Raw genomic sequence first — 16809 nt, 5'->3', positions numbered from 1 at the left:
GTATAATCTGCCGATTTGGCAGGCGCCGACGGCATTCCATGCCGCCCCGCATCGGCCGGATTGCTGCCCATCAGAGCTTGAGATTGACCTGGAAATAGTAAAACCCGCCATTATATCCGATCTGTTCTATATTCACGTCGTAGGCATAGGCACCGAGATAGCGGAACTCTTCCGGAATTTTCTTCTGCTTGGCATTGCCAATATTGTTCGCACCCAGCGCCATATGCCAGCGGGGGCTGACCTGGTATCCGATCACGAGGTTGGTCTCATAGCGCGGCGGATTGACGAAGCGCATGAACTGCGTGTTCGAATAGGCAAGCGCGCCGGTATAATACGTCAGTTGCGAAGTCGCGCGGCCATAGCGGATTTCGTGGACGGTAAAATCGAGATCGCCATAATGCCATACGCCACCGAAGATGACCCGGTTCTTCGGCGTATAGCTCGTGATGTAGGCTTGCTGCTGCAAGTTGAGAAGGGAATTGTTGTTTCCGTCCTTGGCGATGTTGCGAATGTTGGTCTGGTTGAAATTAGCGGCCACGTCCCAGTTGATGTGGCCGTACCGCCCCAGGTGCGTCAGGTAATTCGCCGTGATGTCCAGGCCGCGCGTGCGGGTGCTGGCAGCGTTGGCGTAATATTGCGCCGTAACCGCCTTCGCCGCGATCCCGGCGGGAATGCTGAAACCGTTCATCTCCAGCGCCTCGATGGCGCTGGCGCCGTTATAGACGCCAGCCGCCATGATCCGGTCCCGCAGATCGATCTGGTAGGCGTCGACCGTGACATGCAGATTGTCGATCGGGTTGACGACAAAGCCGGCACTGAAGCTCGTCGACCGCTCGGGCTTCAGCGGCTTCGCGCCCAGAAACTGCGCACCGGCGGAATTGACGGGAATATAGCCGCTGGCCGTCGTCGGAGCGACGGACATGTTCGACCAATGTTCCTCGGCCAGGGTCGGGGCGCGGAAGCCGCTGGCGACCGTGCCGCGCAGGCCGAAATACCGGTTCACATCATAGCGCGAGGAAACCTTGCCGGTCTCGGTATCGCCGGCATCCGTGTAATGTTCGAAGCGCCCTGCCAGATCCACCTGCCATCTCGGGAGAAGCTGGGTGGAGATATCGACATATCCGGCCGTCACATCGCGGTTGCTGTCGCTGGCATTGCCGGAACTCAGGCCATGGAAGGCCGACGAGCCGGTGCCGTACCACGATCCCATGTCGCCCGCGCCGATATGATAGCTGTCGTAACGATACTGCGCACCCAGCGCTACATTGAGCGGCGCGGCCAGAACAGGCACATTGAAGGCCCGCCGCACGCCGGCGTCGGTCGTCCACTGGGTATTGCTGAACGACATCAGATGGAAGCGCGTGGGAGAGGACCCGAAATCCTGCAGCATCGATGTGTTGATGCTGTCGAACAGTCCCATCCGTTCGGAATCGCCACCATAGGTCGTGCTGAGATCCCAGTCCCAGTCGAACTTGCGCCCCTTGAATCCGACGGTCACGCCGTAATCATTTTCATCCAGGGTCTCCTGCGGGCTGAACCCGTAGGGGTACATCGGCAGGCTCGCCGTCGGAACGCGGTAATCCTGGTAGCTTTCGCCATTCCGATGGCCATAGGTCCCGAAGGAATAAAGCTTCACATCATCCGTGATCGCATATTCCATGTTGTAGCCGATCGTCTCGCGCTGCTGGCGCGGATCGCCGATATCCATGAAATCATAGCGGCCGGTGCGGCTGTCGGGCGTGGCGCGGAATGTGTGGTCCTGGTATTTATACTCGGCGCTCAGGTCAAAAAATCCTCTTCCGAACAGGGATGTTCCCCAGTTCAGGGATTCGCCGGAGGTAAATCCGTCACCGGCATAACGCCCGCCATTGATCGCCTGAGCCTGCAGCCCCTGCGTGTCGTGCTTGAGGATGATGTTGACCACGCCCGCGATCGCGTCAGAACCATATTGCGCAGCCGCACCATCCTGGAGGATTTCGATGTGATCGACAGCCGAAACCGGGATCATGTCGATATCGACAGGCGTCGTGCCCTGCTGGGGGCCGGCATTGTTCGACAGGACGGCCGTCGTATGGCGCCGCTTGCCGTTCACCAGAACCAGGGTCTGGTTCGGCGTCAATCCCCGCAGGCTGATCGCATCGGTCATGTTGGCGCTGCCATTCACGCGGATGGAGCGCGCGACGGACGGCGCAAGCTGGATCAGGGCATCGCGGACATCGGCCTGCCCGGTGGATGCAAGCTGTGCCGACGTCACGACCTGGATCGGGCTGACGCTGCTACGCGCGGTCTGGTGCGGATCGCGCGTGCCGGTCACGATGACCTGCTCGTCAGACGCCGGCAGGGCCTGCGCCCGGGATTGCACGGTAAGCGTCGCCATCGTCGCAAGAGCGGTCGTGGCGGAAAGAAGAAGGGTGGTTCGTCGCACTGGCCGCTCCTCAACATATTTTCAACAGGTGCAGTGGGCATCCCGGAAAGGGACGAATAGGCGGATATCCGTGCGATCCGGTCCTGTCCCGATCGCGCCAGAACCGTGGAAAGAACGGGGTTTTTCTGCCCCGCCCTTCGTCATCGGCCAGACCATTCTGACAACAGAACGATCCGCATATCGTATCGAGTTTGCGGCGACGGACAGAAGATGCTGCGGTTGACGGCGGGATTTTGAGAAAAATCCCGCCACCGCATGCCGCGCGTCAGGCGAGCCGTTCGAGAGCGGCCACGATCGCGTCGCCGCAGGCCGATGTCGTCGCGCTGCCGCCGATATCGGCGGTCCGCACGGCGCCAGAAGGGTCGGCCGTCACCTGTTCGATGGCGCGCAGCACCAGCGCCGCCGCCTCTCCCTCGCCCAGATGGTCGAGCATCATCGACGCGGCCCAGACCTGGCCGATCGGATTGGCGATATTCCGTCCGGCAATATCCGGCGCGGAACCGTGCACGGGCTCGAACATCGACGGGAAGCGGCGCTCGGGATTGATGTTGGCGGATGGGGCGACCGCGATCGTTCCCGTCATGCCCGGCCCGAGATCGGACAGGATGTCACCGAACAGGTTGCTGCCCAGCACGACGTCGAAGCGATCGGGCGTCATGACGAAGCGCGCGGCAAGAATGTCGATATGATGGCTGTCGGTCCTGACGTCCGGATATTCCGCCGCCATGCGCGCGAACCGTTCGTCCCAGTACGGCATGGAATGGAACAATCCGTTCGATTTGGTCGCCGACGAGACATGCGGCCGACCGATCCTGCGCGCAAGCTCGAAGGCATAGCGCATGATCCGGTCGGTGCCCCGGCGCGTGAAGACGGCGGTCTGCACCACGCCCTCCGCCTCGCTTCCCTCGGCGAAGCGGCCGCCGATCTGGGAATATTCCCCCTCGGTATTCTCACGCACGATCCAGAAATCGATGTCGCCCGGGCCGCGTCCGGCAAGCGGGCAGGGAATGCCGGGCAACAGGCGCACGGGACGCAGGTTGACATACTGGTCGAATTCGCGGCGGATCGGGATCAACAGGCCCCACAGCGAGATATGGTCCGGCACGGTCGGGTATCCGACCGCACCAAGCAGAATCGCGTCATGCTGCGACAGCCTGTCCATGCCATCGGGCGGCATCATGTTCCCGGTCGCCAGCCAGGTCTCGCAGCTCCAGTCGAGATGCGAGAACCGGAAGCCGATATCGAACAGCTTCCCGATGCGCTCGAGAACCTTCAGGGCCTCGGGCATGACCTCCTTGCCGATTCCATCACCAGGCAGCACAGCGATCGAATGCGTTGTCATGACGTTTTTTCCTCCTGTTCCTGCAACGACAGACAGTGGCGCGCCAGCGTCGCCCAATACGCCACGCCGCGCGGAATGATCCGATCGTTGAAATCATAGTCCGGGGCATGAAGCGGCGCGGACGATCCGTTGCCGATCATTGCATAGGCCCCAGGTCGCCTTTGCAGCATGAATCCGAAATCCTCGGACGCCAGGCTGGGGCGCATGGCGCAATCGGCCTCCGGCATCGCATCCGCGGCGTCGCGCAGGCGCATCACCCGCGTCACGAGACCGGTTTCGGGCCCGCTGTTGACGGTCACCGGATAGGGGCTGTGAAATGCCACTTCGACCTTCACCCCGAAGGTCCGGGCCATGCCTTCGGCAAGATCGCGCAGGCCATCCTTGAGCGCGTCGAGCGTCTGGACGTCCAGCGCGCGGATCGTGCCTGCGATCTCGGTCCGATCCGGCAGGATGTTGTCGGCGCTCCCGGCATGAAACGTGCAGATCGACACAACGGCCGGAACCAGTGGATCAGTCCGCCGCGCGACCAGATGCTGCGCCGCCTGCACCAGGGCCGCCCCGGCCACCACCGGGTCGCGCGCCAGCTGGGGCTGCGCCGCATGCGCCCCCTGGCCGAGAACCGTGATGGCGAAGCGCCACCCGCCAGCCATGATCGGCCCTGCGCACACCCCGAAGCGGCCAGCCTCCAGTCCCGGCCAGTTATGCAGGCCAAAGCAGCACCCTGCCGGAAAGAGGTCGAACAGACCCTCGCGGATCATGACATCCGCGCCCGATCCGCCCTCTTCGCCCGGCTGGAAGACGAAATGCACCACGCCGCATTCCGGCGGCCGGACCGCCAGTTCCGCTGCCGCCCCCAGAAGCATGGTGGTGTGGCCGTCATGGCCGCAGGCATGCATCCGGCCCATGTGACGGGAGACATGATCGTGCCGCGCGCGCTCTGTAATCGGCAGGGCGTCCATGTCGGCACGCAGCAGGATCGACGGGCCGGGCCGCCCGGTATCGAGACTGGCCACCACGCCGGTCTTCGCCAGGCCACGATGCGGCCGGTAGCCCCACTCGCGCAACAGGCTCGCCACGATGTCGGCGGTCCGGACCTCCTCGAAGCGCAGTTCCGGATGGGCGTGCAGGTCACGGCGCAGGGCGACCAACTGGTCGATATCGACGCTCACGGCATTCAAGCCCCGAACGCCATCAGCACGCTCTTGTGGCGCAGATTGGCTTCCACCGCCTGCCGTCCCAGGTCCTTGCCAATGCCGGAGCCACCGAAGCCGCCGGTCGGGATCACGAAATCCGCCGACCGCCCATACCGGTTGACCCAGACCGTTCCCGCCTTCAGCGCCCGGACGGCGCGCATCGCACGCCCGAGATCGGACGTATGCACCCCCGCCGCCAGCCCGTACACCGGATGCGCGGCCAGGGAGAGCGCCTCCTCTTCGTCCTCGAAGGTCTGGACGGTCAGCACCGGACCGAAGATCTCCTCCTGAACCGCCGCCGTCTGCGCGGTCACACCGGTCAGGACCGATGGCGACAGGAAGCAGCCATCCCCCTCGACGGCCAGACGCTCCAGGGGCGCCATGGCAACGGCGCCGGTGGCGAGGCTGCGCGCCACGATCTGCTCGATGCGCGCGGACTGCGGGGCCGAGATGATCGGGGCATAGCCTGTATCGCCACGCCAGGTCGGACCCGGCGTCACATTTCGCGTCATGGCCAAGATCCGCTCCACCAGTTCGTCGGCCACGCGGCGATGGACGATCAGGCGCGAACCGGTCACGCAGACCTGCCCGGCATTACCCGTGAAGGCCCGAAACACGCGGCCCGCGACCTCCTCGACCGACCGGATATCGTCATGCACGATCTGCGGGCTCTTGCCCCCCAGTTCCAGCGTGACCGGCTTCGGTCCGCTTTCCGCGGCAGCTTTCATCACGGCGATGCCGGTGCGCGTCGATCCGGTGAAGGTCAGCTTGCCGCAGAGCGGATGGCGCGACAGCGCATCCCCCGCCACCGCGCCGGTTCCCTGCACGACATTGAACAGGCCGGCAGGCAGGCCCGCCCGGATGGCAAGCTGCGCCAGATACACCATGGAAAAGGGCGTCATTTCCGACGGCTTGATCACGACCGCGTTGCCGGCGACCAGCGCCGGTACGACCTTCCAGCTCCCCATGACCAGCGGGAAGTTCCAGGGCGCGATCGCGCCCACCACGCCGTAGGGCTCGCTGATCGTCATGCCCAGCAGGCTCGACTGCGTCGCGGCGACCTCGCCGCCCAGCTTGTCGGCATATTCCGCGAAAAAGCGAATCCCCTCGGCAGTAAACGGGACGTCCCAGTCCAGGGTCTCGCGGATCGGGCGCGTGGAGCAGACGGATTCGAGGCGGGCCAGTTCCACCCGATTTTCCTCTAAAAGCGCCGCCCAGCGCCGGATGACGCGCGTACGCTCTCGTGGCGCACACGATGCCCATCCGCTGTTCCGCTGGGCATCAGCCGCATTGCAGACCGCACGATCCACCAGACCGGCATCGGCTTCAGGCACATGGCCACGCACCGATCCGTCCGACGGCGCATGAACGGCGATGCCGCCCTCCCCGCGCAGAAGCTGCCCGCCGACCAGATGCCCTTCGGGCAAGAGGACCGAGGACGGGTCGAATGAGATATGACCGGACATGGCCTGCTCCCTGGACTATACGCATCCGCGGGTCCGTCCCCATGCCACCGGCACAGGACGAAAAGGACGCGATTCATGATGCCCAAGCGTCGCAGGGCGCGACCGCCGATATGTTGCGTATTTGAAACCGAAACGGCAGCTTATGCTTTCCTGGACATGTTTTTGCTCGCCACATTCCATGGCATCGGGCCGATGGTAGGGGCCGTATCCGTTTCCCGCCGCCCGGCGCCTTGCGAGCCGTCGCGCCAGGAACCGGTTACCGCCGCACGTTTCATGGCCGGATCCGCCATCCGGCTCGCACCATGAGAGGGACCCGATGCCGGCCTTATTCCGACGCGTCGACGAAACCGGACGCCGCCCCGTCCGGCTGATCGTGGACGGACATGAAATCGACGCGCTGGAAGGCGACACGCTGCTGACCGCGCTGCTGACCAACGGGCACCGGCTGCGCCGGAACGAGTTCGACGGCAAGCCCCGCGCCGGCTTCTGCCTGATGGGCGCGTGCCAGGATTGCTGGCTGTGGACCGAAACCGGCGAGGAACTGCGCGCCTGTTCCACCGAAGTCCGCGATGACATGCGGATCGTGACGCAGGAGGTTCCATGGCTGAATCCTTGATCGTCGTCGGTGCCGGCCCGGCCGGAACCCGCGCCGCCGAGCGTCTGGTGCAAGCCGGGCTGCGCCCCGTCGTCATCGACGAAAATGAACGCCAGGGCGGCCAGATCTATCGCCGGCAACCCGAGAATTTCAATCGCCCGCCCGAAAAGCTCTACGGTACTGAAGCCGCGCGCGCCCGCGCGCTGCATGCCGATTTCGAGGCGCTGCGTCCCCATATCGACTACCGCCCCGGCACCACCGTCTGGGGCGTCGCGGAAGAAGGGCTGCTGGCGGTGCGCGGCAGCACGGTGACGACGCTGCCGTTCTCGGCAATCATCATCGCCTCCGGCGCGACCGACCGGATCATGCCGCTACCCGGATGGACCATTCCGGGAGTCTATAGCCTCGGTGCCTCGCAGATCGCACTCAAGGCGCAGGCCTGCACGATCGGCGGGGCGCCGGTCTTCATGGGCACGGGGCCCCTGCTCTATCTCGTCGCATGGCAGTATATGCGCGCGGGGGTGAAGCCCGCCGCCGTTCTGGACACCAGCAGCCTCGCAACCCGGCTGCGTGGCCTGCGTGGCATGATGAGCCGCGCGCGCGTGGTGGCCAACGGCGTGCACTACATGGCCGACCTGGCACGGGCCGGCGTGCCGCTTCATGCCGGCATCACGCCCTTGCGCGTCGAAGGGCGCGAAGATGGCGTCACCGGCGTCGCATGGCAGGATGCGCGGGGGCGCCTGCGCCGCACGGCCTGCGACGCGGTCGGCACCGGGTATGGACTCCGCGCCGAAACCCAGTTGGCGGACCTGCTGAAATGCATGTTCGCGTTCGACCCTCGCTTCACCCAGTGGCGCCCACAGGTCGACCCCGACGGCCGCACCAGCCAGCCAGACGTCTATCTGGCCGGTGACGGCGTGCTGCTGCGCGGTGCCGATGCGGCCGAGGCCGCGGGCCGGCTGGCGGCATGCGCCCTGCTTCAGGATCGCAGGATCGCGGTCGCGCCGGACGAGATCGTGGGCCTGCGCAAGAGCCTGTCGACCCTGGACCGCTTTGCCGGGGGGCTGGCGAAGGCCTTCCCCTGGCCGGCGCACCTGGCAGCCGCGCTGCCCGACGACACCGTCGTCTGCCGCTGCGAGAACGTGACGGCCGGCGATATCCGGCATGCGGCGACGGCGCTCGATTCGCCCGAGATCAACCGGGCCAAGGCGCTGATGCGGCCAGGAATGGGCCGCTGCCAGGGCCGCATGTGCGGCCTGGCCGCTGCCGAGGTACTGGCCGCCGCCCGGGGCGTGCCGGTGGACAAGGTCGGGCGTATCCGCAGCGCGGCCCCGCTCAAACCCCTTCCCCTTGATTGCAGGATCGCGCCATGACCGCCTTTGCACGCGTGCCCGCACGGGCTGACGTCATCATCGTGGGTGGTGGCTTCATGGGAGCGGCAACCGCGTTCTTTCTGCGCACGCACGGGCTTTCGGTCATCCTGCTGGAACGCGACCTGGTCGGGCAGGCGGCAAGCGGCACGAATTTCGGCAATGTCCGCCGGCAGGGCCGGTACCTGCCGCAACTGCCCCTGTCCAATCGCTCCCGCGAGATCTGGGGGCGGCTGCCCGAACTGATCGGGGAGGACGCGGAATTCCTGCCGGCAGGCCATATCCTTGTCACCACCAGCGAAGAGGACGGCGCGCGACTGGAACAATATGCCAGGGACTGCAAGCCCTGGGGGCTGGACCTGACGATGATGACCGGGGATCAGGCGCGCGCCATGTTTCCGATGGTCGGGCCGGATATCCGCGCTGTTTCCTATTCACCGCATGATGGCCATGCGAATCCGCGCCTCGCCGCCCCTGCCTTCGGCCGGGCCGCCCGGCGCGCCGGCGCGCGTGTCGTCGAGCAGGCGGAAGTCGTTTCGATCGACAGGAATTCCGAGGATTTCACCGTCGAGACGGCGGACGGCAACCGCTATCATGCGCCCCTGTTGCAGATCAGCAGCGGCGCATGGGGCCGCGCGATGGCGGCGACCTTCGAGGAAGACGTACCGATGGCGCCGCAGGGCCCGCAGATGGGTGTGACCGAACCCCTGCCCTACCGCATCCATCCCGTCATCGGTTCGGCGTCGAGCGTCACGGAAGAGGGCGTGTACCTGCGTCAGGTCAAGCGCGGCAACATCGTGTTCGGCGGCGGCCGACGCAGCACCGCCGACCTGGCCACGAAACGCGCGCGCCTCGATCCGATGAACACGCTGCGCCAGATGCCCTATCTCGCCCGCCTGGTTCCGGCGATGGCGCGGCTCCGCGTTATCCGCACCTGGTCGGGCGTGGAAGGCTATGTCCAGGACAGCCTGCCCATCATGGGGCCCAGCGACCGCATCCCCGGCCTGTTCTATGCCTTTGGATTCTGCGGCCACGGCTTCCAGCTTGGCCCGGGTGTCGGCGCCACCATGGCGGAACTAATCGCGACAGGCCGGACGGACATCCCGCTCGATCCCTTTCATGTCTCACGGTTTCAGCGTACGGTACCCACCCATACGGCTCCGTGAACGATGCGGCGCGCTTCCGACCGAACAAGGTGACCTGACAGAATGCTGCCGTTGCCCAAGCTCGACCGAATCGACCTGCGCATCCTGGCGCAGTTGCAGAGCAACGGCCGGCTGACGAATGTCGAACTGGCCCGCCGCGTCGGACTGTCCGCCAGTCCCTGCCTCATCCGCGTCAAGCGGCTGGAAAAGAGCGGATACATCACCAGTTACGGAGCCCAGATCAACCTCCAGAAAATCGGCAGTCTGCTCACCGTCTTTACGGAGGTCACGCTGTCCGACCACCGGCGCGACGATTTCTCGCGCTTCGAAAGCCATATCCAGAAGATTCCATCGGTAGTGGAATGCCACCTGGTCAGCGGCGGATATGATTATCTGCTCAAATTCATGACCCGAAGCGTCGACCATTACCAGGGCGTGGTCGAAGCCCTGTTGGACAGAAATATCGGCATAGAAAAATACTTCAGCTACATCGTCATCAAGTCCCCGATCATCAAACCGGCCGTTTCGATCGAAAGCATTCTCGACACGCTGTAAGGCCGCCGCGCGGGAAGCACCTGCCATCCGGCAGGGCGATCCTGTGCATCGGCCCCCGGAAACAGCACGATCTCTTTTTCCCAGGGGAAATTCCAGCCACATCTTCCGCGCTGCCCGGGCGAAAGTCGGATCGGGACGACCAACAGCCGGGACTGGCCGAAACATGCACGCTGAAACATTGCTCCGGATCGACCGGGACCATCTGATCCATCCAGTCTCGGCCTGGCGGGACCACGAGGAAGCCGGCGCACGCATCCTGCGTTCGGGAAAAGGCGCGTGGCTGACCGATATCCACGGCAAGGAACTTCTCGACGGGTTTTCCGGCCTGTGGTGCGTCAATGCCGGCTATGGATGCCAGAGCGTTGTTGAAGCCGCCACCGAGCAGATGGCGCGGCTGCCTTACGCCACCGGCTATTTCGGCTATGCCAGCGAAGCGGCGATCGAACTCGCCGGCCGCCTCGCCGCCAAGGCGCCCGGAAACCTGAACCGCATCTTCTTCTGCCAGGGCGGCTCGGATGCGGTGGACAGCGTCCTGCGGTTCATCCGGTTCTTCCAGCATGCACGCGGCACGCCGCAAAAGCGTCACGTCATCGGGCTCGCCAAGGGCTATCACGGTTCGACCTATGCCGGTTCGGGCCTGACCGCCCTGGCCGCTTTCCATCGCGACGCGGACGTTCCGCTGTCCTGGCAGCACCATATCCCTAGCCCCTACCCCTATCGCCACGAGGGCGACGGCCAGGATTCCACGATCATCGCGGATTCGGTCGCCGCCCTCCAGCAGAAGGTGGCGGAAGTCGGCGCCGCGAACGTCGCCGCCTTTTTCTGCGAGCCGGTTCAGGGTTCGGGGGGCGTCATCGTGCCGCCGCGCGGCTGGCTGGCCGCGATGCGCCGCGCCTGCACCGAACTGGGCATCCTGTTCGTCGCGGACGAAGTCATCACCGGCTTCGGCCGGACAGGGCCGCTCTTCGCCTGCGAGACGGAACAGGTCGTTCCCGACATGATGACGGTGGCAAAAGGCCTGACCTCCGGTTACGCCCCGATGGGCGCCGTCTTCATGTCCGACGAAGTGTATGAGACCGTCCGCGACAATACCCCTCCAGGCGTGCCCATCGGGCACGGCATGACCTATAGCGCCCATCCTGTCAGCGCGGCGATCGGCCTGGCCGTCCTCGATCTCTATGAAGGTGGGCTGCTCGCCAACGGCGTCGCGGCGGGCCGGCACCTCGCCAGCCGCCTCACCACATTGTCCGAGCATCCTTTTGTCGGAGATGTGCGGATCAGCGGGATGCTGGCCGGGATCGAACTGGTGACGGACAAGACGAGCCGCCGCAAACCGGATCCCTCACTGGGTCTGTCGAAGAAACTCGCCGCCCTGGGTTACAGGGATGGACTGTTGTTCCGGGCCTTTGCCGACGACGTCATCGGGCTCGCGCCGCCTTTGTGTTGCTCGATTGAGGAAATTGACCTCATGTGCGACCGTCTCACGCGGATTATTCACGAAATCGCAAACCTCCGAGACGTTTCATCCCGAAGGGCCTAACGCCAATACCGTTCACTTAATGATCTGGATGGCGGCGCGAAAGTTGATACGGGACGGTGGAGCCTGCGCGTTCGGCCTGATCGGGAAGTTGGACATCTTGCGTTGTAACCGGCCGCTCATGGCCGCCTTATGATCGGATTGCGCAGCTGGTAAGTTCCCGTCGTTAACGACGTCGTTATTGACGTCGTTTGGGAGGTGATCTCCCGCCACTAACCGTTAGCTGTAAGCTATCCAACGCCGCATAATGATCAAGAAAGATTTGCAAAGGTGCTCCCCATACGTGGGGCATTGACCACGTCCGCCTTCCGCGAATGGACTCATTAAAGCCGCCGTGCCGCTTCCCCCCCAAAGCAGTTGTACTGACGCCGCTTGAAAGTCGTCGCCGCTCCGTGTATATCCATTGCATATACACGGAGCGTCACATGCCCTACCTTCGCCAGATGGATGCCTCCCCCCCGCGCGAGGCCAAACTTTTTCGGAACAACAAGAGCCAAGCGGTTCGCATTCCAGCCGATTTCGAGCTTCCCGGTGAGCGAGTGCTGATTCATCGAGAGGGTTCACGGCTGATCATCGAACCTGTGCCTGGAAAGCGCTTGTCGGCCGTCCTCGCCGAGCTGGGGCCGCTATCAGATGAAGACACTTTTCCCGATATCGACAGCACACTGCTTCCAGTGCAGGACGTTAACCTGTGACCACGCTCTTTATGCTGGATACCAATGTCGTCTCTGATCTGGCGCGCAATCCCCAAGGCAGGGCTGCGCGCCAGATCGTCTCTGTAGGTGACGATGCGATTTGCGTCAGCATTATCACCGCGGCGGAGCTCCGTTATGGCTGCGCGAAGAAGGGCTCACCAAAACTGACGGCGCAGATCGAGGCGATACTAGGAAGCACCACCGTGCTTGCCCTTGATCTCCCTGCCGACGCTGAATACGCCGGCATCCGGGCGGATCTCGAGGCGGCCGGAAAGCCGATCGGCCCGAACGATCTCTTAATCGCCGCTCATGCTCGAGCCGCCGGCGCGGTGCTCGTTACCGCCAACATCGGCGAATTCGAACGTGTCCGGGGCCTGAAGGTAGAGAATTGGCTCGTTCCTCCATAAGCGGTCCAGAAAGGGATCCAAACATGGCTGACAAGCAAACGGGCAGTGCAGGACAATATCGAGGTTCAGAGCGATTTCTATCGCGGAATCTGCGTCGGTCTATCTGATGACTTGGCGCGACTTCTCGAATATTTACCGAAGTCCAAGCGTGGTTCGAATATCCAGCGTGTGCTCGACAGCATGAAAGTGCGCCTCGACGCCGCACGTGACGCAATGGAGAGGCCGTCCGATGTCCGACATGCGGCCGACCGAGAGCAAAGCGGCGGAGCATAAGGGTTGAAAGGCCGGTTCACGAGCACAACTCACCGGCAAGATCGCTGTAGCGCTATGCCTCACTGCTCTGTTAGTGACGGGAAGTGTGTGGCTGTCAGGCATGAACTGCATCAGTATTCCAAGCCCGGGTGGGGAGGCGGCAATTTCATGCGCCCTTCTTGGCTATTCCATCTGTTTGATACGTCAACTTTTCCGTCGGCGTACTGCCGGGAAAGACGATCATGGAATTGCGACGGTAGGAGCCCCGGACTTTACGGTCTACACTGACTGGGCAAGGATAGATCATGAACCAGACGCATCTGCACAGCCGACGCCCGCGCAGCGATAAAGCCGAGGAGATCGGCGCCAGAATCCGCGAGAGAAGGGACATTCTCGGCCTCACAGTAGCCGAGGTCAGCCGGGCAATCGGCCTGACGAAAGGTGCCGTCTCTCAATACGAAACAGGCCGGGCTTGTCCGAAGCAAGAGAAGATTGACGCTCTGGCCGAGGTACTGGGAACATCGCGCGAGTGGCTCATGACAGGACACGAACCCGAGCATCTGGCTTACGCGCAGAACGCGGCCGAACTCCGCATCTTAGCCCTGATGAGAAAGATCCCGGCCGATCTCTATCCGTTCCTTCTGGCTGCTGTAAAAGGCATTGCTGAAGCCTGTCCTATCGGCGGAAGTGAATAGGGGAGCACTATCTGCATCCTGCTAAGGCGATGTGAGCGCGACCACTTGCAGGGTTTTTCATTCTCCGTGTAAAGTGGCGGAGCCGCCGCCCCGATCGATGCGACGGCGGCCCGACGCGCTGGCGTCCCACACAGACCGCGGCGCCAGCCAATCAAGCGTCAGCGGCGTTTCTTTTCCCGCGCGCGTGGCTCACAAATATAGTCCAGTCCGATTTCACGGCTATCAAGACGATTCAGCAGACCGGCGATGACGTCGACCGCTTCTGGACAGGACTGGCGCATTCCTTCAACAATATAGGTGATGACCAGCGGATTATCCGTTATTTCCCAGGGTATTTTCTTGTAATTGTGCCCGTGAGGGAAGACATCGTCAAACAGCAGGGCCATTACGTTCTCCTTATGGGGGGCAGATGAACGCAGCGACATGGTTATGACTCTGACTGGACTGCGGCCGCGCGAACATCCAAGAAGACGTGGGTCGGGTCAGGACGGCGCCCGTGCCTCCTGCGTCTCGCCGGAGGTCTCCGACTGCCCCTCGCGGATGACAGTCTTTTCGGCCGTCTCCAACGCCGAGACCGTGTCCGCAAGACCGACCTCGCCCGCCTCGTGACGCAGGTAGGCCAGCGCGGCCGCGATGTGCCGCGCTTTTTCTTCGCGCTGGCTGGACGTTACTCCGCACTCACGCGGCATGGCGCTGCTCCTGTTCGTAGTGACGCAGAATGGCGTGTGTTAGGCCCAACCGGCGGCGAACCGCTACCAGGACATCCTCAGACACCTGCACATAGGCCGAGGAGACCGCGTGCCCCGAAGCCAGGACGGCGCTCTTCTGGACCTCGGGACGGAGTCCAGCTCGCGGTAGGGTGCGATCCAGGACCGCGCGCGGCGAGACGATCAGATAAGCGCTGATCTGCTGCGAGAGCGCGAATTCGATCGAGGCGACGATCAACTCGGCCGATACCTGTTTTCTTACCGCCGCCGGCAGATCGCCATCGACGCCAAAACGGGTATTTTCCCAGATATCCGGAGAGCGGGGAGCGCCCGTGTCTGGAATCAGTTCCGGCCACAGGCTTTCGGTCATGTAAGGACGTATCGTCGGCAACAGGCGCACCAAGCCACGTACGCTCCCCTCGTCGTCTCGCCACACCAGATAGGCCGCGGCGGGCGTGTCGAACTGGTCGTACTCCATGCCTCTGTAGCTTGGCACGTCCCATTTTTCGCGCATGACGAACTGCTTATAGCGGAATCTATACTGATCACGCAACGCGGTTCCCATGTAGTGAGCCGTCTCAAGTGTTAATAAATCAATCATATGACTACTCCACCAAACATCTAATGGAGTATTGAGTTTCGTTAATTCCGGCAGCTATCAGCTCTGATAGGGTCAGGGTGAGATCAGGCCGAGACAAATGGCCCGAACCACCCCGACAATGCGGTTGTTGCAGCGAAGCTTGACCAGGGCATTCTTGACGTGGAAATTGACCGTGCTCTCGCTGATGCCGAGGATCATGCCGGTTTCCCACGAACTCTTCCCTCGGGCCGCCCAGCGCAGGCATTCGGCTTCCCGTCCGGACAGGCGGATCCGCGTCGGCGGCGCGGGAACGGACAGCCCCCGATACCGAAAATAGAATTGGGTGGTCAGCGTCGTGATCGCCAGGCGTTCGACCGACGACAGCGCGGTTTGCCGCAGCGCGAAGCTGGCCACGAAGACCATGCCGTCCGGGGAATGGATCGGGATCGTGTAGCCGTCCCGGATGCCGAAATCGGACAGGCCCGCGAAGATGGCGCGTTGCGTGGGGCGGAGATCGTCGATCTCATGCCAGAGATATGGCATCTCGGTGTGGGATGAGCGTAAAATGGTCGGATCGTCCGAAATGTATTTCCGCTCCGTATAGAGCGCGACCCACTCTTGCGGGTAGCTGACGTGGATGATGTCGTGCGGGCGCTTTCGAAATCGGTCGAAGCGGCCGAGCGCATAGTGAAATTCCCCGATATTGTCCAGGAATCTCGTGTAGACGGATATGAGTTCTCGTAGTGATGACGCCGACTCAAGATGGTCCGACGCTTGGACAATATTGATCATTCTTCGCTGCGCTTACGATCTGTGGGACTGGCGATCCTGACCGTAAGCCGATCTGGCATTTCTTCAAATCCTCGCCGGCCGAAAGTCGCGCCAAGTCGACAGGCGATCATCAGTATCACCCGCACCGCGTGGCGCAGCGCGGCCGGTCGCGGAATTTCGATCGGGCGGACATTTTTCCACACGTCTTTCGCTCGGTGGTCGGCTATCATACCGTGCTGGCCGCATTGAAGAATCTTGGGCGAGGAGCCAAAAATCCGCGAACTGTACCGGACGGACGGATCGGCACCCATTGATCCCGCGGACAGCCGTTGCAGTCGCCACCGTATAGATGCCAACGTGAGGATGATCATTGTCCAGCCAACTACAGATTCTGACTACCCAGATCGCCGCAGCCTATGTCTCCCATACGCGCGTGCCGGCTGGCGCCCTGCCACCGCTGCTGACATCGATCTATGACACGCTGGCCGGGCTGGGCGCGGCGGTCGAAACGCCGGCAGCGCTCATCCCGGCTGTACCGCCAAAGAGGTCAGTATTCCCTGATTACATCGTCTGCCTGGAGGACGGCCGGAAGTTCAAGATCCTCAAACGCCATCTCGTGAGTGCCTACCACCTGACCCCGGACCAATACCGCGCGCGTTGGAATTTGCCAGCGGATTACCCGATGGTGGCACCGAACTACAGCTTACACCGAGCGAGACTGGCCAAGGCAGCAGGGCTTGGCCTCAAGGAAGTCCCGCCTGCGGAGTCCTCACCCGACGTCGTCGATGGCGTGGTGGTCACCAGAATCCCTGCCGGCCGGCGCGGCCGGCGCCGAAGAGTGTGATCAAGCCACGCTGGCCGGTAGGGACCAGGTCGCAGCGTTCGCGGGAGGTACGCACGGACGGTCTCGGCCTTGGTCGTTCACGCCGCCAGGAAAACCGCCAGTGTCCTGTTCAGCCTGCCCTGTCAGTGCTGGATGTAATCTCCCCAAAACGGCTGGCTGAAATTTCCCCAGTTTGACCGAGGATCGTCCTGGCGGGGGCATGCCCCCGCCAGGACGATCGTTCCCCAAAT

Annotated in this window: 19 protein-coding genes; 10 read left to right on the top strand and 9 right to left on the bottom strand. The window is 63.2% G+C overall.

From position 1 onward, the window contains the following. Nucleotides 1-70: 70 nt before the first annotated feature. From HLH48_RS20815 to HLH48_RS20800, 4 genes are all read right to left on the bottom strand, one after another. The gene (locus tag HLH48_RS20815) at nt 71-2425 is read right to left on the bottom strand and encodes a TonB-dependent receptor plug domain-containing protein (RefSeq protein ID WP_182999394.1); all 2355 of its coding nucleotides are present in this window, start codon (nt 2423-2425) and stop codon (nt 71-73) included. A 265-nt stretch (nt 2426-2690) separates the two neighbouring features. Further along, the gene (locus HLH48_RS20810; RefSeq protein WP_182999393.1) at nt 2691-3767 is read right to left on the bottom strand and encodes a tartrate dehydrogenase; all 1077 of its coding nucleotides are present in this window, start codon (nt 3765-3767) and stop codon (nt 2691-2693) included. Then, nucleotides 3764-4936: an amidohydrolase gene (locus tag HLH48_RS20805; protein ID WP_264813307.1), complete on the bottom strand. Its 1173-nt coding sequence runs from the start codon at nt 4934-4936 to the stop codon at nt 3764-3766. Before HLH48_RS20805 ends, HLH48_RS20810 begins: the two co-directional genes overlap by 4 nt. Nucleotides 4937-4941: 5 nt before the next feature. Beyond that, complete coding sequence (locus HLH48_RS20800; protein ID WP_182999392.1) at nt 4942-6426, bottom strand: aldehyde dehydrogenase family protein; 1485 nt, start codon at nt 6424-6426, stop codon at nt 4942-4944. Between the two features lie 316 nt (nt 6427-6742). Here HLH48_RS20800 and HLH48_RS20795 point away from each other — a divergent pair, with 316 nt between their 5' ends. From HLH48_RS20795 to HLH48_RS20755, 9 genes are all read left to right on the top strand, one after another. After that, the gene (locus HLH48_RS20795; RefSeq protein ID WP_182999391.1) at nt 6743-7042 is read left to right on the top strand and encodes a (2Fe-2S)-binding protein; all 300 of its coding nucleotides are present in this window, start codon (nt 6743-6745) and stop codon (nt 7040-7042) included. Next, nucleotides 7027-8394: an FAD/NAD(P)-dependent oxidoreductase gene (locus HLH48_RS20790; RefSeq protein ID WP_182999390.1), complete on the top strand. Its 1368-nt coding sequence runs from the start codon at nt 7027-7029 to the stop codon at nt 8392-8394. Before HLH48_RS20795 ends, HLH48_RS20790 begins: the two co-directional genes overlap by 16 nt. After that, the gene (locus tag HLH48_RS20785) at nt 8391-9557 is read left to right on the top strand and encodes an NAD(P)/FAD-dependent oxidoreductase (protein WP_182999389.1); all 1167 of its coding nucleotides are present in this window, start codon (nt 8391-8393) and stop codon (nt 9555-9557) included. The genes HLH48_RS20790 and HLH48_RS20785 overlap by 4 nt, the downstream gene beginning before the upstream one ends. Nucleotides 9558-9599: 42 nt before the next feature. Beyond that, a complete protein-coding gene (locus HLH48_RS20780) occupies nt 9600-10091 on the top strand; it encodes an Lrp/AsnC family transcriptional regulator (protein ID WP_182999388.1) in 492 nt (163 codons plus the stop codon). A gap of 163 nt (nt 10092-10254) precedes the next feature. Beyond that, nucleotides 10255-11631, top strand: coding sequence for an aminotransferase class III-fold pyridoxal phosphate-dependent enzyme (locus HLH48_RS20775; RefSeq protein WP_182999387.1), 1377 nt, complete (start codon nt 10255-10257; stop codon nt 11629-11631). A gap of 422 nt (nt 11632-12053) precedes the next feature. Beyond that, on the top strand, nt 12054-12323 hold the full coding sequence (locus HLH48_RS20770) for an antitoxin (protein ID WP_182999386.1): 270 nt from the start codon (nt 12054-12056) through the stop codon (nt 12321-12323). After that, on the top strand, nt 12320-12730 hold the full coding sequence (locus HLH48_RS20765) for a type II toxin-antitoxin system VapC family toxin (protein WP_182999385.1): 411 nt from the start codon (nt 12320-12322) through the stop codon (nt 12728-12730). Before HLH48_RS20770 ends, HLH48_RS20765 begins: the two co-directional genes overlap by 4 nt. Before the next feature lie 45 nt (nt 12731-12775). After that, entirely contained in the window at nt 12776-13003 is a 228-nt protein-coding gene (locus HLH48_RS20760) for a hypothetical protein (protein WP_182999384.1), read from the top strand. Nucleotides 13004-13287: 284 nt separating this feature from the next. Beyond that, nucleotides 13288-13677 carry a helix-turn-helix domain-containing protein gene (locus HLH48_RS20755; RefSeq protein WP_182999383.1) on the top strand — a complete coding sequence of 130 codons (390 nt, stop codon included), beginning with the start codon at nt 13288-13290 and terminating at the stop codon, nt 13675-13677. 158 nt (nt 13678-13835) lie between these two features. Here the strand turns inward: HLH48_RS20755 and HLH48_RS20750 are convergent, their stop codons facing one another. The 5 genes from HLH48_RS20750 to HLH48_RS20730 form a co-directional block, all read right to left on the bottom strand. Next, nucleotides 13836-14063 (bottom strand): hypothetical protein, encoded by a 228-nt coding sequence (locus HLH48_RS20750; protein WP_182999382.1) that lies wholly within the window; start codon nt 14061-14063, stop codon nt 13836-13838. Nucleotides 14064-14159: 96 nt separating this feature from the next. Beyond that, nucleotides 14160-14366: a hypothetical protein gene (locus HLH48_RS20745; protein ID WP_182999381.1), complete on the bottom strand. Its 207-nt coding sequence runs from the start codon at nt 14364-14366 to the stop codon at nt 14160-14162. After that, on the bottom strand, nt 14356-14985 hold the full coding sequence (locus HLH48_RS20740) for an acyl-homoserine-lactone synthase (RefSeq protein WP_182999380.1): 630 nt from the start codon (nt 14983-14985) through the stop codon (nt 14356-14358). Before HLH48_RS20740 ends, HLH48_RS20745 begins: the two co-directional genes overlap by 11 nt. 72 nt (nt 14986-15057) lie before the next feature. Beyond that, nucleotides 15058-15756 (bottom strand): LuxR family transcriptional regulator, encoded by a 699-nt coding sequence (locus tag HLH48_RS20735; RefSeq protein ID WP_182999379.1) that lies wholly within the window; start codon nt 15754-15756, stop codon nt 15058-15060. Further along, nucleotides 15753-16106 (bottom strand): hypothetical protein, encoded by a 354-nt coding sequence (locus tag HLH48_RS20730; protein WP_182999378.1) that lies wholly within the window; start codon nt 16104-16106, stop codon nt 15753-15755. The genes HLH48_RS20735 and HLH48_RS20730 overlap by 4 nt, the downstream gene beginning before the upstream one ends. On the opposite strand from HLH48_RS20730, the gene HLH48_RS20725 reads away from it, so the two are divergent. Next, nucleotides 16106-16579 (top strand): MucR family transcriptional regulator, encoded by a 474-nt coding sequence (locus HLH48_RS20725; protein ID WP_182999377.1) that lies wholly within the window; start codon nt 16106-16108, stop codon nt 16577-16579. The genes HLH48_RS20730 and HLH48_RS20725 overlap by 1 nt on opposite strands. The last annotated feature ends 230 nt before the right edge of the window (nt 16580-16809 follow it).

Origin of the sequence: Gluconacetobacter sacchari (genome assembly GCF_014174255.1) — a bacterium.
GTDB lineage: Bacteria > Pseudomonadota > Alphaproteobacteria > Acetobacterales > Acetobacteraceae > Gluconacetobacter > Gluconacetobacter sacchari.
Note: the sequence above shows the minus strand (reverse complement) of the source record. Positions and strands in the feature narration are given on the sequence as shown.

Bases quoted from the DNA above. Each gene is read 5' to 3' on its own strand.
- HLH48_RS20810 (WP_182999393.1), bottom strand. From the start codon at position 3,767: ATGACAACGCATTCGATCGCTGTGCTGCCTGGTGATGGAATCGGCAAG.
- HLH48_RS20800 (WP_182999392.1), bottom strand. From the start codon at position 6,426: ATGTCCGGTCATATCTCATTCGACCCGTCCTCGGTCCTCTTGCCCGAA.
- HLH48_RS20795 (WP_182999391.1), top strand. From the start codon at position 6,743: ATGCCGGCCTTATTCCGACGCGTCGACGAAACCGGACGCCGCCCCGTC.
- HLH48_RS20790 (WP_182999390.1), top strand. From the start codon at position 7,027: ATGGCTGAATCCTTGATCGTCGTCGGTGCCGGCCCGGCCGGAACCCGC.
- HLH48_RS20785 (WP_182999389.1), top strand. From the start codon at position 8,391: ATGACCGCCTTTGCACGCGTGCCCGCACGGGCTGACGTCATCATCGTG.
- HLH48_RS20780 (WP_182999388.1), top strand. From the start codon at position 9,600: ATGCTGCCGTTGCCCAAGCTCGACCGAATCGACCTGCGCATCCTGGCG.
- HLH48_RS20775 (WP_182999387.1), top strand. From the start codon at position 10,255: ATGCACGCTGAAACATTGCTCCGGATCGACCGGGACCATCTGATCCAT.
- HLH48_RS20770 (WP_182999386.1), top strand. From the start codon at position 12,054: ATGCCCTACCTTCGCCAGATGGATGCCTCCCCCCCGCGCGAGGCCAAA.
- HLH48_RS20755 (WP_182999383.1), top strand. From the start codon at position 13,288: ATGAACCAGACGCATCTGCACAGCCGACGCCCGCGCAGCGATAAAGCC.
- HLH48_RS20750 (WP_182999382.1), bottom strand. From the start codon at position 14,063: ATGGCCCTGCTGTTTGACGATGTCTTCCCTCACGGGCACAATTACAAG.
- HLH48_RS20745 (WP_182999381.1), bottom strand. From the start codon at position 14,366: ATGCCGCGTGAGTGCGGAGTAACGTCCAGCCAGCGCGAAGAAAAAGCG.
- HLH48_RS20740 (WP_182999380.1), bottom strand. From the start codon at position 14,985: ATGATTGATTTATTAACACTTGAGACGGCTCACTACATGGGAACCGCG.
- HLH48_RS20735 (WP_182999379.1), bottom strand. From the start codon at position 15,756: ATGATCAATATTGTCCAAGCGTCGGACCATCTTGAGTCGGCGTCATCA.
- HLH48_RS20730 (WP_182999378.1), bottom strand. From the start codon at position 16,106: ATGATCATCCTCACGTTGGCATCTATACGGTGGCGACTGCAACGGCTG.